Source organism: Mycolicibacter heraklionensis (assembly GCF_001021505.1).
Classification (GTDB): domain Bacteria; phylum Actinomycetota; class Actinomycetes; order Mycobacteriales; family Mycobacteriaceae; genus Mycobacterium; species Mycobacterium heraklionense.
Genome location: NZ_LDPO01000012.1, coordinates 1 through 22,259 on the forward strand (window position 1 = coordinate 1; position 22,259 = coordinate 22,259).

Annotated in this window: 16 protein-coding genes, 1 tRNA gene and 1 pseudogene; 11 read left to right on the forward strand and 7 right to left on the reverse strand. The window is 68.5% G+C overall.

All coding sequences use genetic code 11. The features are described 5' to 3' along the window. Nucleotides 1-237: 237 nt before the first annotated feature. The 3 genes from pdhA to ABW16_RS14490 are packed head-to-tail and all read left to right on the forward strand — an operon-like array spanning nucleotide 238 to nucleotide 3,562. The gene (gene pdhA, locus ABW16_RS14480; protein WP_047319895.1) at nucleotides 238-1,332 is read left to right on the forward strand and encodes a pyruvate dehydrogenase (acetyl-transferring) E1 component subunit alpha; all 1,095 of its coding nucleotides are present in this window, start codon (nucleotides 238-240) and stop codon (nucleotides 1,330-1,332) included. Then, entirely contained in the window at nucleotides 1,332-2,381 is a 1,050-nt protein-coding gene (locus ABW16_RS14485) for an alpha-ketoacid dehydrogenase subunit beta (RefSeq protein ID WP_047319896.1), read from the forward strand. Before pdhA ends, ABW16_RS14485 begins: the two co-directional genes overlap by 1 nt. Next, nucleotides 2,378-3,562 carry a dihydrolipoamide acetyltransferase family protein gene (locus ABW16_RS14490; protein ID WP_047319897.1) on the forward strand — a complete coding sequence of 395 codons (1,185 nt, stop codon included), beginning with the start codon at nucleotides 2,378-2,380 and terminating at the stop codon, nucleotides 3,560-3,562. The genes ABW16_RS14485 and ABW16_RS14490 overlap by 4 nt, the downstream gene beginning before the upstream one ends. 10 nt (nucleotides 3,563-3,572) lie before the next feature. Here the strand turns inward: ABW16_RS14490 and ABW16_RS14495 are convergent, their stop codons facing one another. After that, the gene (locus ABW16_RS14495; RefSeq protein WP_047319898.1) at nucleotides 3,573-4,331 is read right to left on the reverse strand and encodes an enoyl-CoA hydratase; all 759 of its coding nucleotides are present in this window, start codon (nucleotides 4,329-4,331) and stop codon (nucleotides 3,573-3,575) included. Between the two features lie 243 nt (nucleotides 4,332-4,574). Next, nucleotides 4,575-4,651: transfer RNA gene (locus ABW16_RS14500), tRNA-Arg, on the reverse strand. Between the two features lie 402 nt (nucleotides 4,652-5,053). Between ABW16_RS14500 and ABW16_RS26040 the strand changes: the two are divergent. The 5 genes and pseudogenes from ABW16_RS26040 to ABW16_RS14530 all read left to right on the forward strand — a co-directional run. Then, nucleotides 5,054-6,313: pseudogene (locus ABW16_RS26040) on the forward strand (RNA-guided endonuclease TnpB family protein); the annotation flags it as partial. 338 nt (nucleotides 6,314-6,651) lie between these two features. Next, the gene (locus ABW16_RS14515; RefSeq protein ID WP_047319900.1) at nucleotides 6,652-8,100 is read left to right on the forward strand and encodes a wax ester/triacylglycerol synthase family O-acyltransferase; all 1,449 of its coding nucleotides are present in this window, start codon (nucleotides 6,652-6,654) and stop codon (nucleotides 8,098-8,100) included. Further along, the gene (locus ABW16_RS14520; protein WP_047319901.1) at nucleotides 8,097-9,707 is read left to right on the forward strand and encodes an HAD-IB family hydrolase/lysophospholipid acyltransferase family protein; all 1,611 of its coding nucleotides are present in this window, start codon (nucleotides 8,097-8,099) and stop codon (nucleotides 9,705-9,707) included. Before ABW16_RS14515 ends, ABW16_RS14520 begins: the two co-directional genes overlap by 4 nt. Then, a complete protein-coding gene (locus tag ABW16_RS14525; protein WP_047319902.1) occupies nucleotides 9,704-12,058 on the forward strand; it encodes a glycerol-3-phosphate 1-O-acyltransferase in 2,355 nt (784 codons plus the stop codon). The genes ABW16_RS14520 and ABW16_RS14525 overlap by 4 nt, the downstream gene beginning before the upstream one ends. A gap of 67 nt (nucleotides 12,059-12,125) precedes the next feature. Next, nucleotides 12,126-14,138 (forward strand): cytochrome c oxidase assembly protein, encoded by a 2,013-nt coding sequence (locus tag ABW16_RS14530; protein WP_047319903.1) that lies wholly within the window; start codon nucleotides 12,126-12,128, stop codon nucleotides 14,136-14,138. 19 nt (nucleotides 14,139-14,157) lie between these two features. Here the strand turns inward: ABW16_RS14530 and ABW16_RS14535 are convergent, their stop codons facing one another. Beyond that, nucleotides 14,158-14,736, reverse strand: a complete 579-nt coding sequence (locus tag ABW16_RS14535) for a TetR/AcrR family transcriptional regulator (RefSeq protein ID WP_047319904.1) — start codon at nucleotides 14,734-14,736, stop codon at nucleotides 14,158-14,160. Nucleotides 14,737-14,863: 127 nt separating this feature from the next. Between ABW16_RS14535 and ABW16_RS14540 the strand changes: the two genes are divergently transcribed. After that, nucleotides 14,864-15,694, forward strand: a complete 831-nt coding sequence (locus ABW16_RS14540) for an SDR family NAD(P)-dependent oxidoreductase (protein ID WP_047320002.1) — start codon at nucleotides 14,864-14,866, stop codon at nucleotides 15,692-15,694. Here the strand turns inward: ABW16_RS14540 and ABW16_RS14545 are convergent. The 3 genes from ABW16_RS14545 to ABW16_RS14555 are packed head-to-tail and all read right to left on the reverse strand — an operon-like array spanning nucleotide 15,656 to nucleotide 18,846. After that, the gene (locus ABW16_RS14545; RefSeq protein ID WP_047319905.1) at nucleotides 15,656-16,387 is read right to left on the reverse strand and encodes a nitroreductase family protein; all 732 of its coding nucleotides are present in this window, start codon (nucleotides 16,385-16,387) and stop codon (nucleotides 15,656-15,658) included. The two genes, ABW16_RS14540 and ABW16_RS14545, sit on opposite strands and share 39 nt — an antisense overlap. Further along, a complete protein-coding gene (locus ABW16_RS14550; protein WP_047319906.1) occupies nucleotides 16,384-17,580 on the reverse strand; it encodes a saccharopine dehydrogenase family protein in 1,197 nt (398 codons plus the stop codon). Before ABW16_RS14550 ends, ABW16_RS14545 begins: the two co-directional genes overlap by 4 nt. A 27-nt stretch (nucleotides 17,581-17,607) precedes the next feature. Next, nucleotides 17,608-18,846, reverse strand: a complete 1,239-nt coding sequence (locus tag ABW16_RS14555; protein WP_047319907.1) for an NADH:flavin oxidoreductase/NADH oxidase family protein — start codon at nucleotides 18,844-18,846, stop codon at nucleotides 17,608-17,610. Nucleotides 18,847-19,003: 157 nt separating this feature from the next. On the opposite strand from ABW16_RS14555, the gene ABW16_RS14560 reads away from it, so the two are divergent. Beyond that, complete coding sequence (locus tag ABW16_RS14560; protein WP_047319908.1) at nucleotides 19,004-19,915, forward strand: acetoacetate decarboxylase family protein; 912 nt, start codon at nucleotides 19,004-19,006, stop codon at nucleotides 19,913-19,915. Nucleotides 19,916-19,917: 2 nt separating this feature from the next. Here ABW16_RS14560 and ABW16_RS14565 read toward each other — a convergent pair whose 3' ends face one another. Next, a complete protein-coding gene (locus ABW16_RS14565) occupies nucleotides 19,918-21,264 on the reverse strand; it encodes an MFS transporter (RefSeq protein ID WP_047320003.1) in 1,347 nt (448 codons plus the stop codon). A 177-nt stretch (nucleotides 21,265-21,441) separates the two neighbouring features. On the opposite strand from ABW16_RS14565, the gene ABW16_RS24440 reads away from it, so the two are divergent. Then, on the forward strand, nucleotides 21,442-22,254 hold the full coding sequence (locus tag ABW16_RS24440) for an LppX_LprAFG lipoprotein (RefSeq protein WP_082134125.1): 813 nt from the start codon (nucleotides 21,442-21,444) through the stop codon (nucleotides 22,252-22,254). The last annotated feature ends 5 nt before the right edge of the window (nucleotides 22,255-22,259 follow it).

The window sequence follows — 22,259 nt, forward strand, 5'->3', positions numbered from 1 at the left end:
CGTCGCCCGAACAGCCCCAGCCGACTCAACGTCTAGATGAACACCCGAACCCCGAAACCCCGTTTCGTGACCCATGCAGCACCGACCCCTTCCTGGTCAGGTGTTGCAGCGATCACTTGAGTCTGAGCCGTATTTGACCACCAAACCGCACACTCGACGAAGAGCCACGCCGCCCCGGATCACCAGGGCCTTCGGTGTTCGCTGGCATAATGAGATCAGCGTCACAAGGAGGCTCACATGGGCCAGCTACCAGGCATTACCGGTCCCGAAGTCGCCCTGGAACCTGTGCAGCTGATCGCGCCGGACGGGGCGCCCACCGCCGAGAACCGTTACGACCGCGACCTTCCCGAAGAGACTCTGAGCTGGCTCTACGAGCAGATGGTGCTCACCCGCGAGCTCGACACCGAACTGGTCAACCTGCAACGCCAGGGCGAGCTGGCGCTCTACGCATCGTGTCGCGGCCAGGAGGCAGCCCAAGTCGGCGCCGCCGCGTGCCTGCGCAAAACCGACTGGCTGTTCCCGCAGTACCGCGAACTGGGAGTCTTCGTCACCCGGGGAATCCCGCCGTGGCACGTCGCGGCCGCGTGGCGGGGCACCTGGAACGGCGGTCTGGAGTTCACCGCGAAATGCTGCGCGCCGATCTCGGTTCCGATCGGTACCCAGGCGCTGCACGCGGTGGGCGCGGCGATGGCCGCGCAACGCCTGGACGAAGACTCCGTCACCGTCGCCTTCGTCGGCGACGGCGCCACCAGTGAGGGCGACGTCCACGAGGCACTGAACTTCGCCGCGGTGTTCACCGCCCCGTGCGTGTTCTACGTGCAGAACAACCAGTGGGCCATCTCGGTGCCGCTGAAAAAGCAGACCGCCGCTGTCTCACTGGCGCACAAGGCGATCGGTTACGGCATGCCGGGTATCCGGGTGGACGGCAACGATCCGCTGGCCTGTTACGCGGTGATGGCCGAGGCCGCCGAGCGGGCGCGGCATGGTGGCGGCCCGAGCCTGATCGAGGCCGTCACCTACCGGCTCGGCCCGCACACCACGTCCGATGATCCGACGCGTTACCGCAGCAGCGCCGAACTCGACCAGTGGGCAGCACTGGACCCGATCCCGCGCTACCGCACCTACCTGCGCAATATCGGCGTGTGGACGCAGCGGCTGCAGGACCGGGTCGACGCTCGGGCCAAGCGCATGCGCACCGAGCTGCGAGAGGCCACCGTGGGGGCCGCCGATGCCGACATCGACGAGGTGTTCACCGCCGTCTACGCCGACATCACGCCGGAGCTGCAGCAGCAGCGCGCCGCGATCCGCGCCGAGTTGGCCAGGGAGCGTTGATGACTCAGATCCTCGAACCGCCCACCCGCTCGGCGACCCCGGCCCCGGCCACCGGAGCCGGCAAGCGCACCGAAGAGCTGACCATGGTGCAGGCCCTTAACCGGGCCCTACGTGACGCGATGGAAGCCGAGCCCAAGGTCCTGGTGTTCGGCACCGACGTCGGCGTGCAGGGCGGGGTGTTCCGGGTGACCGAAGGCCTAGCCGAAACCTTCGGAGAGCAACGCTGTTTCGACACTCCGCTGGCTGAATCGGCGGTGATCGGCATCGCCATCGGACTGGCGATTCGGGGCTTCGTCCCGGTGCCGGAGATCCAGTTCGACGGGTTCAGCTACCCGGCACTGGACCAGGTGGTCAGCCACCTGGCCAAGTACCGGACCCGTACCCGCGGCGCGGTACCGATGCCGGTCACCGTGCGCATCCCGTCGTTCGGTGGGATCGGTGCGGCCGAACATCACTCGGAGTCCACCGAAACCTACTGGGCGCACACCGCCGGGCTGAAAGTGGTGGTGCCTGCTGACCCGTCGGATGCCTACTGGCTGCTGCGCCACGCGATCGCCGCCCCCGACCCGGTGATGTTCCTGGAGCCGAAGCGGCGGTACTGGGCCCGCGGACTCGTCGACACCGAACACCCGGCGCCGGGCATCGGATGCGCCGCCGTACGCCGGCCTGGTACCGACGTCACGGTGCTCACCTACGGCGGCGGGGTGGCCACTGCGCTGTCCGCGGCCGACATCGGCGAGCAACACCACGGCTGGAGCCTGGAGGTAGTCGACCTGCGCTCACTGGTCCCGCTCGACTTCGACACCGTCGCCGCGTCGGTGCGGCGCACCGGGCGATGCGTGGTCCTGCACGAAGGACCCCGCAACCTCGGCTACGGCGCCGAACTGGCCGCCCGCATCCAGGAGGACCTGTTCTACGAGCTGGAGGCACCGGTGTTGCGCGCCAGCGGATTCGACACCCCGTATCCACCGGCCCGGCTGGAACGCCTGTGGCTGCCGGGCCCCGACCGGGTGCTGGACTGCGTTCAGCGCGTCCTGGAGCTGCCATGAGTACCGACACGGTCCAGACTTTCGCCGTCCCCGACCTCGGCGAGGGGCTCGAAGAGGTGACGGTGACCAGCTGGAACGTGGCGGTCGGCGATCAGATCGAACTCAACCAGGCGCTGTGCTCGGTGGAGACGGCCAAAGCCGAAGTGGAGATCCCCAGCCCGTATGCCGGCCGGGTGGTCGAGCTGGGCGGCGCGGTGGGAGACGTGCTGGCGGTCGGGGCACCGCTGGTCCGCATCGACACGGGTGCGGGCGCGCGCCCCGATGCGCTCGCGGGGCGCGCGCCGGTGCTGGTCGGCTACGGCGCCGACGACACTTTCGACACCAGCCGCCGCACTTGCACCTCCGTTCCCGGGCGGCCGAGGGCCAAGCCGGGTGCCCGCAAGCTCGCCGCTGAGCTGGGCGTCGACTTGAGCAGCGTGACGCCCGGACCGAGCGGCGTGATCACCGCCGACGGCGTGCGGGCAGCCGCCGGCGAGCCGGCTCCCGGCGATGAACTTCGTCCGCCCACTCCGGTGCAGGCGGCCATGGCCGAGCGGATGGCATTGTCGCGCAGCAGGATTCCCGACGCGCACGCGCACGTGCAGGTGGACGGCAGCAACCTGCTGCGGCTGCGGGATCGGCTCGTCGAGTCGGGCGGTCCGACGATCACCCCTTTCGTGCTGATCCTGCGTCTGCTGGTGATCGCGCTGACCCGCTACCCGGTGTTGAACGCGAGCTGGGTCGAAACACCGGACGGCCCGCGCATCCGCACCCATCACGGGGTGCATCTGGGTTTCGGGGTGGCCGCGCCCCGCGGCCTGCTGGTTCCGGTGGTGTTCGACGCGCACCGCAAGACCACCCGGGAGCTCGCCGATACCGTGGCCCGGCTGATCGCCGAGGCCCGGGCCGGCACGCTCAAACCGGCCGAGCTGCAGGGTTCGACGTTCACCGTCTCCAACTTCGGGGCGCTCGGCCTCGACGACGGGGTGCCGGTGATCAATTACCCGGAGGCGGCCATTCTGGGGATCGGTTCGCTGAAACCGCGACCGGTGGCGGTGGACGACACTGTCCAGGTGCGTCCGCAACTGACCCTGACGTGCGCGTTCGACCATCGTGTCGCCGACGGTGCGCAGGTCGCCGAATTCCTGTGTGCGCTCCGCGATCTGATCGAGCAACCGGAAACCGCGCTGTTGGACCTCTAGCAGGGCTGCGCTATCTGCGCTGCGCTGCGGCCAGCCGTGCGGCGAAGTCCGGTGACTCGACAGTGGCCGCCTGCGGACCCAGCTCGGTCCGCTTGGCGAACTCGTGTTGGTCGCCCTCGAGAGACCCGGGGCTGGCGGTGGCCCGCATCGTGGCCTTGGTGGCCAAGACCACCGGTCGAGGCGCCGACGCCGGCCCGGCGGCCAGCGTCAACGCCGCGGCGACGGGGTCGTCGTCGATCTGCAGCGCCAAGCCGTGCCGCACCGCGGCGTCGGCGTCGAACCGCATGCCGAACAGCAGCGCGGCGCGGGCCACCTGAGGCCCCACCGCCCGGTGCAGCATCCAGGTGGCGCCGCCGCCGGGATGCAGACCCAGCTGTTGGAACCGGGCATCGAACAGCGCCGCCGGACCGGCGATCCGCACGTCGGCGGCCAGGGCCAGGTTCAGGCCCGCACCCACCGCGGCACCGTTGACCGCGGCGATCGTGGGCAACGTGCACTGTGCGACCGCCATGAAACCGTCGTACAGCGCCAACAGCCCGTCCTCGGTGGCGACACCGAGCGCCGACAGGTCGGCACCGGCGCAGAACGCCCGGCCCGCGCCGGTGACCACCACCGCGTGCACACCGGGGTCGGATTCGGCCCGCTCCACGGCAGCCCGCAGCTGCGCCGACATGGCGCCGGTGACGGCGTTGCGCCGGTCCGGATCGTTGACGGTGATCAGCGCTACGCGGTCAGTGACGTTGTATAAGACGAGATCGGGGCGTGTCATTGCTTCCGACGCTCTTGCGGCCGGGACCGGTCAGGCGATGAAGGCGACGACCACGGCGGTCACCGCTACCAGCGCGATCATGAAGAGGGTGTAGTAGATGAGCGTCCGCTCGTGGCTCATTGGCCTGCCTTTCCCGATTTACCCGGTCTCTTTGTCGTTCCGCTACACACTGTCATGCGATACGGACGGCCGGCGCTTTGCCACCGACTGACGCGCCCGACTGACGCGCCCTGACGCGCCAACTGGCGCCCCCGGCAGGACTCGAACCTGCGACCACAAGATTAGAAGTCATGTGCTCTATCCACCTGAGCTACGGAGGCAATACAGGTCCAGTTTATCCGCTGGTAGAGGTGGATCCGCTCCGACCGAGCAAAGCCGCAGCGGCTGTTTCCGATTTACCCCGCAGCAGACTTACTCGTTCTGCCGACCGGGCTCCCGATCCGGACGATCGGCATCCGTCGCCGGATGCGAACACCTAAGGCGTGTCGAACAACTGGCTGCGGTCGAGTCGCCGTAGGAGTAGGGCGATTTGGCTGAGGTAGAGGAAGCCTTCGTCATCCTGGCCGCTGAGGGTACGACGAACCGGTTGATGCGCGCGGGCGGTATCGGACGGATCGGAGTCATACCGCCGGCGGCGTGGTGTGCCGCCGGGTCGATCACGCGGCCCGCTACGTTCCGCCATGTCAACGTCTTGTCGGGGGCCAATGCCATGCTCACTGTTGATGAGCCGACATACGACGTTCAAGTTTTGCCTCGACCCCGCCGCCGAGCAGTCCGTGGTCTTGGCGCGGCATGCGGGTGCGGCCCGGTTCGGGTTCAACCAGTGCCTGCGGCTGGTCAAGTCCGCGCTAAGTGACCGGCGTGCCGATCCTGGCATCAAGGTGCCGTGGACCGGTTTCGACTTGATCAACGCCTTCAACAGCTGGAAGAAGACCGAAGCCGCCGGGCGGGTGTTCGCCGGCGCTGCCACCGGGATGACCGAGCTGATCGTCACGGGGCTGGCGTGGCGGGGCGAGGTGTGTCAGCAGGTGTTCGAGGAAGCCGCCGTCGACTGCGGCAAAGGGTTGCGGGCCTGGTCGGACTCTCGTGCTGGGAAACGCCGCGGCAAGCGTGTCGGGTTTCCCCGGTTCAAGAAAAAGACCGCGTCGACTCCGTCGTTTCGGCTGCGCAACAACCACCCCAAAGGCAAGACCGCGGCGATCCGCGTCGGAGACAACAACCGGCCGCGTTCGGTCACGCTGCCCGGTATCGGCCAGATCGCTGTGTACGACGACACCCGCCGGCTGCGGCGCATGCTCGCTGCGGGCCGCGCAAAGATCCTGTTCGCTACCGTATCCCAGTACGCTGGCCGGTGGTGGGTCGCGTTGAACGTCGAAGCCGCCGATTTGCACCCAGCGATGCAGCACCAGTCGCGCCTCGCAAGTGATGCCACTGGCTGGGTCGGGGTTGATCGGGGCCTGTCGGCGTTCGCAGTCGCCGCCACCGGCGACGGGGTCGAGGTCGTCCGCATCACCGACGCGCCCAAACCACTGGCCACCCGTATGGCCCGCCAGCGCCGGATAGCGAAATCGTTGTCCCGCAAACAGAAAGGATCACATAACCGCCGCGACGCTGCCCGCAAGCTGGCCAGGCATCACCACCGCACTGCGAACATTCGCAAGCATTTCCTCCACCGGATCTCCAACCAGCTGATCAAGACCCACGACCGGCTCGTCATCGAAGATCTGAACACCGCGGGGATGCTGGCCAATCGCCGACTCGCCCGCGCTATCGCTGACGCGAGCTGGGCTGAGTTCGCCCGCCAACTGCACTACAAACAGGCATGGCGATCCGGGCAGATCGCGGTCGCCGACCGCTGGTACCCGTCCAGCCAGCTGTGCTCGACATGCGGGGAACGTCGCCGCGATCTGAGTCTGGCTGATCGGGTGTTTAGCTGCCCAAACGGTCACCGTCTCGATCGTGACCTAAATGCGGCAATCAACCTGGCGCGCTGGGGCCAATCCCACCACGACCATCCACGAACCCCGGACCCCAAGCAGGAGGCCGGGCCACCAACGCCCGCCGACAGGACGGCTCTGGCCAGCACCCCACGAGTGCCGGTGAAACCAGCCTGGACGAAGCGGGAACCGACGTTCACACCGCACCAGCGGCATGAGCCAAGGAACGCCCGAGAAGGGCGGTGCCGAACAACCACCACAGTTGTTCGACATGCTTTAGCGTTGAATGGTGCTCGTGAAGACTGTGAAACAGAAGGGGCGCGTGGTGGCTGCGTCGGTGGGCCGGGCAGGCCAGGGCCGGAAGCCGCAGTCTGGAGCTCGGCGTGGGTGACCGCGTCGACGCCGCCGGCCTGCCCACCGAACTCGGTGCTCTCGACTACCTGTTGCACCGCGGGGAGGCCAATCCCCGTACCCGCTCGGGGATCATGGGTCTGGAGCTGCTCGACACCACCCCGGACTGGGACCGCTTCCGGAGCCTGTTCGAGAACGTCTCGCGGAAGGTGCTGCGGCTGCGCCAGAAGGTAGTGGTGCCCACGCTGCCGACGGCTGCGCCGCGCTGGGTGGTGGATCCCGACTTCAACCTCGACTTTCATGTTCGGCGGGTCCGGGTCCCCGCGCCCGGGGGTTTGCGCGAGGTGCTCGATCTGGCCGAGGTGGCCCTGCAGTCACCGATGGACATTCAGCGCCCGCTGTGGTCGGCGACGCTGGTGGAAGGGCTGGCCGAGGGGCGCGCCGCCACCTTGATGCACCTCAGTCATGCAGTCACCGACGGTGTCGGGGGCGCCGCGATGTTCGGCCGGATCTACGACTTGGAACGCGATCCGCCGGCCCGGCCGATGCCGCCGCAACCGGTGCCTCAGGACCTGTCGGCCAACGACCTGATGCGTGACGGCATCAACCATCTACCGGCCGCGGTGCTCGGCAGCACCCGCGACGTGCTGTTGGGAGCGCTGTCGATGGCGACCCGCACCGTGCGTGACCCGTTGTCGGCGGTCACCGGCGCCATCACCTACGCCCGGTCGGGCGTGCGAGTGATGAGCCAGGCCGCCGAACCCTCGCCGCTGCTGCGCCGGCGCAGCCTGACCAGCCGGACCGAGGCGATCGACATCCGGCTGGCGGACCTGCATCGGGCCGCCAAGGCCGGCGGCGGGTCCATCAACGACGCGTACCTGGCTGCCCTGTCGGGTGCGCTGGGGCGCTACCACCGGGCGTTGGGGGTGCCGATCGCCACCCTGCCGATGGCGATCCCGGTGAACCTGCGCGCCGAAGCCGATCCCGCCGGGGGCAACCGGTTCACCGGGGTGAACCTGGCCGCCCCGATCGGGGTCGCCGACCCGGTGGAGCGGATCAAGCGGATCCGGGCGCAGATGACCCAGCGCCGTGATGAACCTGCGATGGACGTGCTCGGCTCCATCGCACCGCTGCTGAGCGTCTTCCCGTCGCCGGTTCTGGAGAAGATGACCGAATCGGTGGTCAGCGCCGACGTGCAGGCCAGCAACGTGGCGTTCTATCCCGGCGAAACCTATATCGCGGGCGCGAAGGTGCTGCGGCACTACGGGCTCGGTCCGTTGCCGGGTATCGCGATGATGGTGGTGCTGATCTCCCGTGGCGGTGAGTGCACCATCACGGTCCGCTATGACCGCGCAGCCGTGCGCGACGAGAAGCTGTTCGCCACATGTCTGGTGGAGGGCTTCGACGAAGTGCTGGCGCTCGCCGGCGATCCCGCGCCGCGCTGCGTGGCGGCCTCATTCGTCTCCGGCGGAGAGTCATGACCGACGGCGCGAAGTCTCGGCCGCCACGCGAGATGCGGCTGCCCGGCTCGGTGGCCGAGATCGCCGCCAGCCCGCCCGGCCCCAAGATCGGCGCGTTCTTCGATCTCGACGGCACCCTGGTGGCCGGCTTCACCGCCGTCATCCTCACCCGGGAGCGATTCCGCAGCCGCGACATGGGCTTGGGGGAGTTGTTCGGCATGGTCCAGGCCGGGCTCAACCATCAACTCGGCCGCATCGAGTTCGAAGAGCTCATCACCACGGCGTCGTCGGCGCTGCGCGGCCGCTCGATCAGTGACCTCGATGAGATCGGCGAGCGCCTTTTCGTCCAGAAGATCGCCAAACGCATCTACCCGGAGATGCGTGAAGTGGTGCGGGCCCACCAGGCACGCGGGCACACCGTGGTGCTGAGTTCTTCCGCGCTGACCATTCAGGTGGAACCGGTGGCCCGCTTTCTGGGCATCACCAACACGCTCACCAACGCGTTCGTGACCGACGAGAACGGTGTCCTCACCGGCGAGGTGGTGGAACCGATCCTGTGGGGTCCGGGCAAAGCCGCTGCGGTGCAGAAGTTCGCCGCCGAACACGACATCGACCTGCAGGACAGTTACTTCTACGCCGACGGGGACGAGGACGTCGCGCTGATGCATCTGGTGGGTAATCCGCGACCGACGAACCCCGAGGGCAAGATGGCCTCGGTGGCCCGTAAGCGCGGCTGGCCGGTGCTCCAGTTCAGCAGCCGTGGCAGCGGAGTCGTCGGCCAACTGCGGAACCTGGCCGGACTCAGCTCGATCGTCCCGGTGGGCGCGGGGGCGATCGGGGTGGGCCTGCTGAGAGGCAGTCGGCGCCGGGGCGTCAACTTCTTCACCGCGTTGTTCCCGCAGGTGCTGTTGGGTCTCAATGGCGTGCGGCTCAACGTGATCGGCAAAGAGAACCTCACCGCTACCCGGCCGGCGGTGTTCATCTTCAACCACCGCAACCAGGTCGATCCGGTCATCACCGCGTCACTGGTCCGCGACAACTGGATCAGCGTCGGCAAGCGGGAGCTGGAGAGGGATCCGATCGCCGGCCCGCTGGGCAAGCTGACCGAGATGGTGTTCATCGACCGCGACGACGCGGCCGCGGCCGTGGAGTCCCTGCAACAGGTCGAGGAACGCGCCAAGCGGGGTCTGTCGGTGGTGATCGCGCCTGAAGGGACCCGGGTGGACACCACCGGGGTCGGCCCGTTCAAGAAGGGGCCGTTCCGGCTCGCGATGGCGGCCGGGATCCCGATCGTGCCGGTGATCATCCGCAACGCCGAGGTGGTCGCCGCCCGGGACTCGATGAGCGCCCACCCCGGCACCGTCGACGTCGCGGTGTTCCCGGCGATCTCGGTCGAGGACTGGACGCTCGAGACCCTGCCCGAGCGGATCGAACAGGTCCGCCAGCTGTACCTGGACACCCTGGCCGATTGGCCGGTCGACGAGTTGCCGGCCTGGTCGCCCAAGCCGCCCGCGCCGGCCAAGAAGGCGCCCGCCAAAAAAGCCCCGGCCAAGAAGGCTGCCGCCAAGAAGGCCCCGGCCAAGAAGGCTCCGGCCAAGAAGCCACCGGCCCCGAAGGGGGAGCAGTGACGACATCATCGGCCGCCGACCCCTCGGGATCCACCGCAACCGCTGACACGCTGGTCCTGGCCTATGTGTCGTCGCCGGTGGAGGCCGACCTCGTTCACGAGTGGCTGGAGCGCTACCGCGACGGCCGGACCGACGCCCGTATCGAGCTGCTGCAGCTGGACCCGTCCCAGCGGTCGCCCGGGGCGATGGCTCGATTGGTCGGGCACCTGGAACGCGACGAGCGGCGGTCGATCCTGCCGGTGCGCGTGTTCTGGATGCCCCGTGCCGAAGCGTCCGCCCTGAAGCGGGTGATCGCGTTGCTGCCGGGCCGCAATCCCTACCGGCCCAGTGAACGCCAACAACGCCAGATCCTGCGCACCGAGTCGTCGCTGGCCCGTGTGGTGGTCGGAGAGCCGGCCAGCGTCGCCGACCTGCGCAGCCAGTGGAGTGAGAACACCGTCGGTGAAAATCCGCGGGACTTCGCGCATTTCGTCACTCGCCGCGCGGTGCTGGCGCTGGAGCGCGCGGAGAACCGGATCCTGGGCCCGCAGTACAAGTCGCCGCGCCTGGTGAAACCGGAGATCTTGGCGTCCACCCGATTCCGTGAGGGACTGCAAGCCATTCCGGGCGCCACGGTCGACGAGGCCGGCAAGATGCTCGATGAGCTGTCCACCGGCTGGAGCCGGGTGTCGGTCGACATGGTCGCCGTCTTGACCCGGATGCTCAGCCGCGGCTTCGACCCCGAGATCGACTACGACGAGTATCAGGTCGCCGCGCTGCGCACCGCCCTGGAGAACCACCCCGCGGTGCTGCTGTTCTCCCACCGGTCCTACATCGACGGGGCGGTCATGCCGGTGGCGATGCAGGAGAACCGGCTGCCGCCGGTCCACGTCTTCGCCGGCATCAACCTCTCGTTCGGATTGATGGGGCCGCTGCTGCGACGCTCCGGCGTCATCTTCATCCGCCGCAGCATCGGCAACAACCCGCTCTACAAATACGTGCTCAAGGAGTACGTCGGCTATGTGATGGAGAAGCGGTTCAACCTGAGCTGGTCCATCGAGGGAACTCGGTCGCGCACCGGCAAGATGCTGCCGCCCAAGCTCGGGCTGATGACCTACGTCGCCGATGCCTACCTGGACAACCGCACTGAAGATGTTCTCCTGCAGGGTGTTTCGATCAGCTTCGACCAGCTGCACGAGACCGACGAGTATGCCGCCTACGCCCGGGGCGGGGAGAAGACCCCCGAGGGCATCCGCTGGCTCTACCGGTTCATCAAGGCCCAGGGCGAACGCAACTACGGCAAGATCTACGTGCGTTTCCCCGAGGCCGTGTCGATGCGCCAGTACCTCGGCGCCCCCGACAGCCCGACGGCGACCGACCCGGACGCCAAGCGGCTGGCCATGCAGAAGATGGCCATCGAGGTGGCCTGGCGGATCCAACGCGTCACCCCGATCAGCGCGACCGGTCTGGTGTCGGCGCTGCTGCTGACCACGCACGGGCTGGCGTTGACGCTCGACCAGATCCACCATTCGCTGCAGGCCGGGCTCGATTACCTGGAACGCAAGCAGACCCCGATCTCCACCAGCGCGTTGCGGCTGCGCAGCCGCGACGGGGTACGCGCGGCCGTGGATGCGCTGTCCAACGGGCATCCGGTCACCCGCGTCGACGGCGGGCGAGAGTCGGTGTGGCGGATCGCCCCCGAGGACGAACACGCCGCGTCGTTCTACCGCAACTCGGTGATCCACGCCTTCCTGGAGACCTCGATCGTCGAGCTGGCCCTGGCGCACGCCGGCCGCGGTGAAGGCGACCGGCTGGACGCGTTCTGGACGCAGGCGATGCGGCTGCGGGACCTGCTCAAGTTCGACTTCTACTTCGCCGACTCGGCGTCGTTCCGCGACAACATCGCCGAGGAGATGTCCTGGTTCGACAATTGGGAGGCGCGGGTCGCCGCGGGTGGCGCCGAGAGCGACGGCATCCTGTCGGAGAAGACGCCGGTGACCTCCGACGTCATGCTGCGGGTGTTCTTCGAGTCCTACGCGATCGTCGCCGACGTGCTCTGCGACGCACCGGCCGACATCGGCGAGAACGAACTGACCCAGTTGGCACTGGGGGTCGGCCGCCAGTACGTGGCGCAGGGCCGTGTCCGCAGCAGTGAGTCGGTGTCCACCCTGCTGTTCGCGACCGCATGTCAGGTGGTCGCCGACCAGGGTCTGCTGGAACCCGCGCCGGATCTGACGGGGCGACGCAAAGCGTTCCGGGCTGAATTGCGCCGGATCCTGCAGGACTCCGACCACATCGCCCGCATCGCCCGGGAGGCGTTCGCCGCCCGGGACATGGAGGTGCGGCGGCATTGGCGGGGGATAGGCAGGTAGCAGGACGGGCCGGACCGTCGCCCGCCTGGTATGCGGCGCGGCGGGCGCGCACCATACCCTGGGAGCCATGACGGCGATTTCGGCGACCCGCAGCCGCGCGGCGATCTTGGTGCCGATGCTTGCCGGGCTGGCGATCCTGGCCGGGTGTACCGCCGCCGGGATCGGGGCGCTGTCGTTGGCCGATGCCCTGACCGCGACCGGTCTGCCCGACCCGGGTCCGGTGACCACGCTGGGGCTGCCGTTCGTGCGGGCGGCCGGCGAAATGGCGGCGGTGCTGGCGGTGGGATCGTTTCTGCTCGCGGCTTTCCTGGTGCCGCCGCAGCAAAGCGGGGTACTCGACGCCGCCGGCTACCGCGCGCTGCGCTTGGGCACCGCGGCGTCGGGAACGTGGGCGGTGTGCGCCGCGCTGCTGGTTCCGCTGACGATCTCGGATGTCTCCGGCCACCCGCTGTCCGAGTTCCTCGACCCGGCGACGGCCTGGTCGTTTGCCGGGCTGGTCGACACCGCGTCGGCCTGGCGGTGGACCGCGCTGCTGGCTGCGGTGGTGACCCTGGCGAGTCTGCCCGTGCTGCGCTGGTCCTGGACACCGGTGCTGCTGGCCGGTTCGCTGCTGACCCTGATCCCGTTGGGGTTGACCGGGCACTCTGCCGCCGGAGGGTCACACGACCTGGCCACCAACAGCCTGCTCATCCACCTGGTCGCCGCGGGCCTGTGGGCCGGCGGACTGCTCGCGCTGCTGGTGCACGCGCTGCGCGGCGGGGAACACGCCGACCTGGCAGCCCGGCGATTCTCCACCGTGGCGTTGTGGTGCTTCGTGGCGATGGGCCTGTCGGGGGTGCTCAACGCGCTGGTGCGGCTGACCCCCGCCGAGCTGCTGACCAGCCCGTACGGCCGGCTGGTGGTGGTCAAGTTCGTCGCCCTGTGTGTGCTCGGCGCCCTCGGTGTGGGGCAGCGGCGCCGTGGAGTGGCGGCGCTGCAGAAAGATCCCAATAAGCGCGCCCCGCTGATCCGGCTGGCGCTGACGGAGGCCGTTGTCTTCGCGCTCACCTTCGGTGTCGCGGTGGGGTTGGGGCGCACCCCGCCACCCCCGCCGGCGGTGCTCAACCCGTCGGTCCCGATGGTCAAGATCGGCTACGACTTGGCCGGCCCGCCGACCGTGGCGCGGATCCTGTTCGACTGGCGATTCGACGTCGTCTTCGGCACCGCCGCGATAGTCCTGGCCGGCGTGTATCTGGCCGGGGTGCTGCGGCTGCGACGCCGCGGCGACGCCTGGCCCGCGGGCCGCACGACCGCCTGGCTGCTGGGCTGTGCGACCCTGCTGTTCGCCACCTCGTCGGGCACCGGCCGCTACATGCCGGCGATGTTCAGCATGCACATGGCCGTGCACATGCTGCTGTCGATGCTGGTGCCGATCCTGCTCGTGCTGGGCGGACCGACCACGCTGGCGCTGCGGGCGCTGCCGGTCGCCGGTCGCGGTGAGCCGCCAGGGATGCGGGAGTGGTTGCTGGCCGCGCTGCACAGCCGGGTCTCCCGGTTCCTCACCAATCCGATCATCGCGGCGGTGATCTTCGTCGTCGGCTTTTACGGGCTCTACTTCAGCAGCCTGTTCGACTCGATCGCCGGCAGCCATGCCGGCCACCTGGCGATGAACATCCACTTCATCCTCAGCGGCTACCTCTTCTATTGGGTCGTGATCGGCGTGGACCCCACCCCCCGGCCCGTCTCACCGCTGGCCAAGCTGGCGGTGGTGTTCGCCTCGCTGCCGCTGCACGGCTTCTTCGGGGTCTTCCTGATGGGCATGCACAAGGTGCTCGGGGAGTGGTTCTACGGTGCGCTGGGCTTGCCCTGGCACACCGACTTGGCCGGAGACCAGCACCTGGGCGGCGGCATCACCTGGTCGGCAGGCGAATTGCCGCTGCTGATGGTGATGATTGCGCTACTGGTGCAGTGGCATCGCAGTGACCGGCGCACCGCAAAGCGACTCGACCGCGCCGCCGACCGGGACGACGACGCCGACCTGGCCGCCTACAACGCGATGCTGGCCGAGATGGCCCGCCGTGACGGGACGGTGCAGCGCTGACCCCGCGACGACGGCCGGTCTAGCCGATCTGACCGGCTGCGGCGCGCACGGCCGCGCGCACGTGATCGGCGACGACCTGCGCGGACGAGGTGTCGAGTTTGCCGTCGAGGTGCAAGAAGGCCAGGCCGTGCACCAGTCCCCACACGGCGGTGGCCATGGCTTCCGGATCGGCCGATGGAAACACCTGCTGCACAATCGAGTTCAGATATTCCTGGATCGCGGTGACCGCATCCACCCGCTCGGCGTTACTCGGGTCGCACTGCTCGGTGAACATCACCCGGAAGAGCCCGGGCCGGCTCAGCGCGAACTGGACGTAGGCGACGGCGATCGCGGCGAGGTCGTCCGCCGTCTTCGGCGCCGGATGCGCCGCGACCAGATCGGTGGCCAGTTCGCGATAGCCCACCGCGGCGATCGCTGACAGCAGGGCGTTTCGGTCGGCGAAGTGGCGGTAGGGCGCCGCGGTCGAGACACCGGCGCGTCGGGCAGCGGCACGCAGCGACAACTCCGTGGCGCCGTTTTCCTCAAGGAGATCCATAGCCGCGCGTAGCAGGCTTCCGGGCAGGTCGCCGTGGTGGTAGGTCTTGGTGGACGCTGACATCTGTGGCTACCCCGTGTTGACGCCGCTTACATGAGCTCATAATGTTAGCAGCATGCGCGGGTAAGCGCCGCTAACATCGGTGCTCGACAGCGTGCTCGACGGCCGCGAAGCGAAGGAGACCCTGCCCGTGAATGCACCCCGGACGATCGTGATCACCGGCGCCAGTGACGGCATCGGCGCCGTGGCGGCGCGTGCCTTGGCCGGGCCGGAGGTCAACCTCGTTGTCGTCGGGCGGTCGGCCCAGAAGTTGGCGCCCGTCGCCGCCGACACCGGTGCCACCGCGCTGACCGCCGATTTCGCCCATCTGGATCAGGTCCGCTCCCTGGCGCAACAGATCCGTGAGCAGGCCGGCCGCATCGACGTCCTGCTGAACAATGCGGGCGGAACGTTCGCGCCGCGGGTGCGCACCGCCGACGGTCACGAACCCAACTTCCAGATCAATCACCTCGCGCCCTTCTTGCTGACCAACCTGCTGCGCGACCGGCTGGCCGCAGCCAACGGCGCGCTGGTGCTGAACACCTCGAGCGTCGGCAACCTGTTCGGACACGTTGACCTCGATGACCTGGACTATCGGCGTCGGCGCGCGTTCGAGACGCGTGCCTACGGCACCAGCAAACTGATGAACATCCTGTTCACCCGCGGTATTGCCGAGCGCTGGGTTTCGGAGGGGATCGTCTCGGCCGCGGTGCATCCCGGTCCGGTCGCGACCAGCTTCGGCAGGGACTCATGGTTCGTCGGCCTGCTTTACCGCACCCCGCTGCGCCGCCTCGCGGCCATCACCCCGGCCCAAGGGGCCGCACCCCTGATCGAGCTGGCCAACCGCGGCGCCGACCCGGAGATCAACGGCGTCTACTTCGACCGCCACCGAGCCCGCGGCCGCGAGAACCGCCAGGCCCACGACCCGAAGCTCATCGACGGGCTATGGGCTATCTCCACCGACCTCGTCGGCCTGGGCTGATCGCCACGGCTGGTTGCCGAACCGGTCGACATGCACCACTTCGTCGATCGGCGGACGCTGGGTCGGGCCGTACCGCCCACGGGCCCAACCGATCGGGATGATGCACACCGGCACCATCTCGGGAGGCAGCTCCAGCACGCGGCGCGTGCTGCGAACCGACCACACCGGCAGTGTCTGCAGTGAGGCGCCCAGCCCCACCGCCCGGCTCGCCAGGAGCAGGTTCTGCACTGCGGGATAGACCGACCCATAGAACGACGAGACCCTGATCTGCGGCCACCCCACCGGCCGATGCCGCAAGTTGCGCCGATAGCACGCGACGACCAGGGTCGGCAGTTCGTGGTAGTGCTCACGCTGCCATTCGGACACCCTTAACTGGCGTCGCGTCGGTTCATCGGGGGCAGCCCGCATGGCAAACCACCCGAACGGCTTGAACATTCGTTGGTAGCTGCGCACCAGCCGACGCTTCTGCTCGGCGTCGTTGACGACGACGAATGCCCAGTCCTGGCTGTTCGAACTGGTGGGGGCCTTGAGTGCCAGCGCAAGCACCTCGCGCAGCACGTCGGCGTCGACGGGGTCGAAGTGCAGCCGGCGGATCGCGCGCTGGGAGCGCATGGCCTCGGCGAGCGGCATGTTCAATCCCGCGAGTGCCTCGCCGGCGTCGGGGGGTACGAACGGGCTCGGGGTGGTGTTCATCGCTTCTCCTCGACGACACGAAATGAGATGCCGGCCTCGGTCAGCCGGCGCAGAAGGTTCTCACCCATCGCGGCGACGGTGGTGAGCTGGCCGGAAGCCTGCGGGTTGGCGTCGAACGCCAGGCACATGGCCGACTCCGCAAGCATTTTCGCGGTCTCGCCGTAGCCCGGATCACCGCCGCGCACCTGAGTGTGCACCTGCTTCCCGCCGCCCTCGCCGATGAAATCGACGGTGAACCATGAACTGGCCCTTCGCGACTCCGACGGGCCCTCACCCTGCGGGATTCGCTTGCCGAGCACCCGACGCAGCCGCGGCACCTGCGCGGCGGCGACGAACGCGCCGACGCCCGCGAGGGCAGCGGCCAGCGTGGTGGCCCGCTGGAGTCCCGCGTAGTGGGTGTAGGTGAAGTCGGGGCCGTAGTCGGCGCGAGCCGCTGCGGATCGCTGCACGATCTGGGGATCGACCGTGGGCAGGGGCAGCAGCCACACGCCGAGTTCGGCATCGCGGCGCGGAACTCCGACACGGGCCCGCGTCCGGCGGCCATCGGTGCGCGGCTCGGCCTTCTTGCGTGCCACTTCGACCTGGCGCATCTGTCGCAGCCGCGACATCTGTGCCAGCGCGGAGTGCAAAGTGCCGCCGGAGATCATCATGTCGGCGCGCACCACGCCCCGCACCCGCAGCGGTACCCCGTCGGGCAGGTGCGTGACGGTGAAGAAGGCGCCCAAATCGTGTGGGATGGAGTCGAATCCGCAGGCGTGCACCAGCCGGGCACCGGTCTGCCGAGCCGTGGCGTGGTGGTTCAGATACATCCGGTCGATGAACTCCGGCTCGCCGGTGAGGTCCAGGTAGTCGGTGCCGGCCGCGGCGCACGCCGCCACCAGCGGCTCGCCATGCTCCAGGTACGGGCCGACCGTGGCGATCACCACCCGGGCCGATTCGGCCACCGCGCGCAGCGAATCCGGATCGCCGGTGTCGGCAAGCAGGAGCGGCAGCTGGGCGGTGGCCGGGTTGATGGCAGCCAGCCGGTCGCGCACCGCTTCAAGCTTGGCCTGGTTGCGCCCGGCCAGGGCCCACCGGGCGTCGGCCGGAAGATGGGCCGCGAGGTAGTCGGCGGTGAGGCCGCCGGTGAAGCCGGTGGCGCCGAAGATCACCAGATCGAAAGGGCGGCGGTCAGTTTGGTCAGGGATGCTCATGTTCCATTCTTCGTCGGGTGGAGTCGGTCAGGCGGCACGGGCGTGCAGCCAGCTGTGGTAACGACGCAGGGCACGGCGCCGCAAGACGGCCTCCTGCGCGTAGGCGGCAAACGGATGCACCCTGGGCCGGGGTTGTTTGCCCTTGCCCAGCCGGCGCAGCTGATAACGGACACGGGCCATGCTGATGGCCGACGCGGCGGCTTTGTCCTGGACAGTGACCGGCTCGAGTTCGACCGCGGCGTCGGCACCGGCACGCCACTTGTTCGGCAGATCGGGATCGACGGCCAGCGCGGTCCCCATGCCGACCAGGTCGATACCGCCGGCGAGGACTTCGTCGGCCACCGATCGGCGGACGATGCCGCCGGTCAGCATCAGCGGCAGCGGACTGGACTGGGCGAGTTCCTCGGCGAGGGTGAGGAAGTACGCCTCACGGGCTCGAGTCCGCTCGTCGGTGGCCTGACCGGTCATGGCGGGGCTTTCGTAGCTGCCGCCGGAGAGTTCGACCACGTCGACCCCGAGGGGCGCCAGCAGCTGGATCACGGTCGCGGCGTCGTCGGCGTCGAAGCCACCACGCTGGAAGTCGGCCGAGTTCAGCTTGACCGCCACGGTGAACGCGGGAGACACCGACGACCTGACCGCGCGAACGATATCGAGCAGCAGCCTGGCCCGGTTCGGCAAGGATCCGCCCCACTGATCGGTGCGCTGGTTCGACAGCGGCGAGAGGAACTGCGAGAGCAGGTAGCCGTGCGCGGCATGGATCTCTACGCCGTCGAACCCGGCCTGTTGCGCGCGCCGGGCGGTCTCGGCGAAACGTGCCACGGTCGCCTCGATCTGCTCCGCGGTCATCTCGACGGGCTGGGCCAGCCGCTTGCTGTTGCGGCCGATGTCGACCCGGATAGCCGAGGGGCCCCAGGCGACACCGGGCATGTTGGCCATCACCTGTCGGCCGGGGTGGTTGATCTGCATCCACACCCGCGAGCCGCCGCTGCGGGCCGCAGCCGCCCACTGCCGGAAGGGCTCCAGCGGTGCCTGCGCGTCGAGCACGACGCCCGCCGGTCCGGTCAGCGCCTCGGCGTGGACCATCACGTTGCCGGTGATGATCAGGCCCGCACCGCCCTCGCTCCACCGCCGGTACAGCCGGAAGAGTGCCTCGTCGGGCAGCTGTCCCGCGACCGCCATGTTCTCTTCCATAGCGGCCTTGACCAAGCGGTTTTCGATGACCGAGCCGTTGGCCAGGCGCAGGGGCGTGAAGATGGTGGCGGGCATCGAACTCTCCGGACGGGGCAATGTTAACAGTGCTTACGTCAGCATAGGGCGCGAAGTAAGCGCCGTCAACATCGGCGTTGCCCGCAAGTGTTGACGGTGCTTACATTGGCGGCCTAGTCTGACGCCGACCCGTCCCTATCCATGAGGAGGAGCCGCCATGTCACCGACCCGGCAGGACACCGTCGAAGTCGACCTGGGTGGGCATCTGGTCGCGGTCCCCAAAGGCGGTCTCTACGACCGGTACCGGATGAACACCGACCTCGACGACGTCGCCGCCGACCCGCGAGTGAGCGGTGTCGATTTCTTCCGGCAGCTGCCCAAGACTCGCGTCGACTCACCGATCGGACCGACGCTCACCCCGAACTTCTACTACCGGATCCGCACCGCCCGGCTGGTCATGCTGGCCAGCACCAGGGCCATCCGTAGCCGGCTGCCAAAAGAATTGGCGCCGTTAGAGATCGGGCCGGGCCTGGGGCTGATCTCGGTGATGTTTTTCCGCTACGACGTGTGCGACATCGACTTCTACACCGAAGCCGCCGTCGCAATCGCGGTGCGACCCGCACGGCATGGCCGGCTCGGGTTCGTAGACCTGCTCGCCGGGCTCGGCAACGACCACCTTCACAGCTACGTGCTGTCCCTGCCGGTGAGCACCGATATCGCGCAGGTACGAGGTCATGTCGGTTATGGGTTCCCCAAGTGGGTCACCGAACTTGACGTCGACATCGACGGTCACCAGGCCACCGCCCGGGTGGCCAACGAGGCTGGCGAGACGGACCTGGCGTTATCGGTGGCCACTCCCGCCCAGATCCGATACCGGACCGGCGACCGGGTCTCCACACTCACCTCGTACACCACGATCCACGGCGCCTGGCACTCCACCCTGAGTCAGACCAACGTGCTCTCGGCCGGTACCGCACGTTTCCCGCGCCATCTCGACCTGCGGGTCGGACGGGGGCGGTTGGCCGACGACCTGCGATCGCTCAAACCGATCCGGACTGTTCAACTCGACGTCACCTGCGAAGCGCAACTCGCCCTGCACATGCCCGTTCCCACGTCGGTTCAGAGTTGAGGCTATTCGTGCAGTCCGGCCTGGGCGATCGCCTCGGCCTCCTGCTCGGTGGCCACCGACGGCCCCGAGCCCGGCAACCGTTTGCCGGCCACCTCCGGGGTGAACCACACCGTGATCGCCCCCACGACGCCGGCGCCCATCAGCAGGTAGGCCGGCACCAGTACGTTGCCGGTTCCGGAGACCAGCGTCTCGGCGACCAGGGGAGTGGTGCCACCGAACAGCGAGACCGAAATGTTGAAACCGATCGCCACCGCGAAGTAGCGGACGGTGGAGGGGAACAGGGCGGGCAGCGTTGACGGTGTGGTGGCGTAGAAGCACAGCAGCATCACCCCGATCATCAACACTCCGAGCAGGCGCAGCGCATAGCTGCCGCCCTGGCCGATCAACAGGAACGCCGGCACGGAGCCGACGATCAGCAGGGCGCTGCCGGTCCACAGGATCGGTTTGCGGCCGATGCGATCGGAGAGTCTGGCCAGCGGCACCACCGCGACCAGCATCAGCAGCAGCGCCACCACGATCATCGTCAGTCCGCGGCTGCCGCTGATCCGGCCGACCTGCTTGAAATATGTCGGCAGATAGCCGGTGAGCATGTAGTTGGTGACGTTCTCGGCCAGCACCAGTCCCATGCAGATCAGCAGGCCTCTGCGCTGCCGGGTGACCGTCCGCTGGAACTGTCCCCAACCGTTGCCGCGGGCGGTGTCGCGGTTTTCGTTGAGCTGTTCTAGCTCTTCAAAGACCGGGGACTCGTCGATGCGCAACCGCATGTACAACGCGACGACGGCCAGCGGAACACCCAGCAGGAACGGCACTCGCCAGCCCCACCGCAGCATCTCGGCAACCGGCAGTTGGGACTTCAGGGCGGTCACCACCGCCGCACCCATCACATAACCGCCGAGCGTGCCCAGTGGCAGGAATCCGGCCAGCGCTCCGCGATTGCGGTCAGGGGCGTGTTCGCTGATGTGGGTCATTGCGCCCACGTACTCGCCGCCGGTGGAGAACCCCTGCATGACGCGGGTGACGATGAGCAGGATCGGCGCCCAGATCCCGATGTCCTCGTAGGACGGCAGCAGGCCGGTGATCGTGGTGCCGACGGCCATCAGCGTGACGGTCATGATCAAGATCCGTTTGCGGCCGATGCGGTCGCCCAGCGCGCCGAAGATGATGCCGCCGAACGGCCGGACCGCGAAAGCCGCCGCCATGGTTCCGAACGTGGCGATCAGGCCCGCCGCGCTGGAGCTGTCGCTGGGGTAGAAGACCTGCGCGATCGTGGTGGCCAGGAAGCCGTAGATGCCGAAGTCGTACCACTCCATGAAGTTGCCGATCGCGGTCCCCGCGATCGAGCGCTGCATGGCCGCCGGGTCCGAGACCCGGATGTCGTCGCGTGCCCATGTGCTGCGGTTCGTGTGTTCACCGCTGCCGGACCGGCCTTTGGTACCCACCGCAAGCAACGTATACCAACCGCCCGCCCACTTCTCGCCGCACAGCAGGAGCTGCCCGGCCGGGCGGGTGGCCTCTACGATGGCGGCATGCGCAGGCTCCCAGGCGTCCTGACCGTGGTCAGCGCTGCTGCTGCCCTGGTCGCCGGTTGCTCAGCCACCCCCTCGCCGCAGGCTCCGACGGATGCGCCGGCATCCGCCGCTCCGACGACCTCCGCCACGACTGCGCCAACCTCATCGGTGCCGTCATCCACCGCGTCGCCGTCGCCGTCGTCGTCGTCGTCGAAGAAGTCCACCGAGCCGCTGCCGGACGCAGCGGCGATCCTGAAGGAGTCCAGCGCCACCACCGCGGAACTCGAGACCGTGCGCCTGTCGCTGTCGGTGACCGGCAACATCGAGAACATGCCGGTCACGGCGCTCGACGCCGACGTGACTCAGCAGCCGGGCCCCGCGGCAAAGGGCTACGCCAAGATCGCCTACCGGGGCGCTCCGGCCTATGTCGCGTTCGTGGTGTTCGGCGGCGACTTCTACGTCTCGCAGGAGCACGGCCGCTGGATCGACTACGGTCCCGCCGCGAACTTCTATGACGCGGCCAACATCCTGAGCCCCGAAACCGGGCTGGCCGGCATGCTGACCGATTTCGTCGATCCCGAGGTCCAGGAGCGCGAGACCGTCGATGACGTGCACACCGTCCGGATCACCGGCGAGGTGTCGGCTGACGTGGCGAAGAAGATCGTGCCGCAGCTGCACGCCACCAAACGGACCGCATGCACGGTCTGGATCCAGGAGACCGGTGATCACCACCTGGTCGCGCTGGAGCTGGCCGCCGGCGAGGACGCGTCGGTGACGATCACCTTCTCGAACTGGAATGCGCCGGTGACTGTCGGCAAGCCGCGCACCTAGGCGCC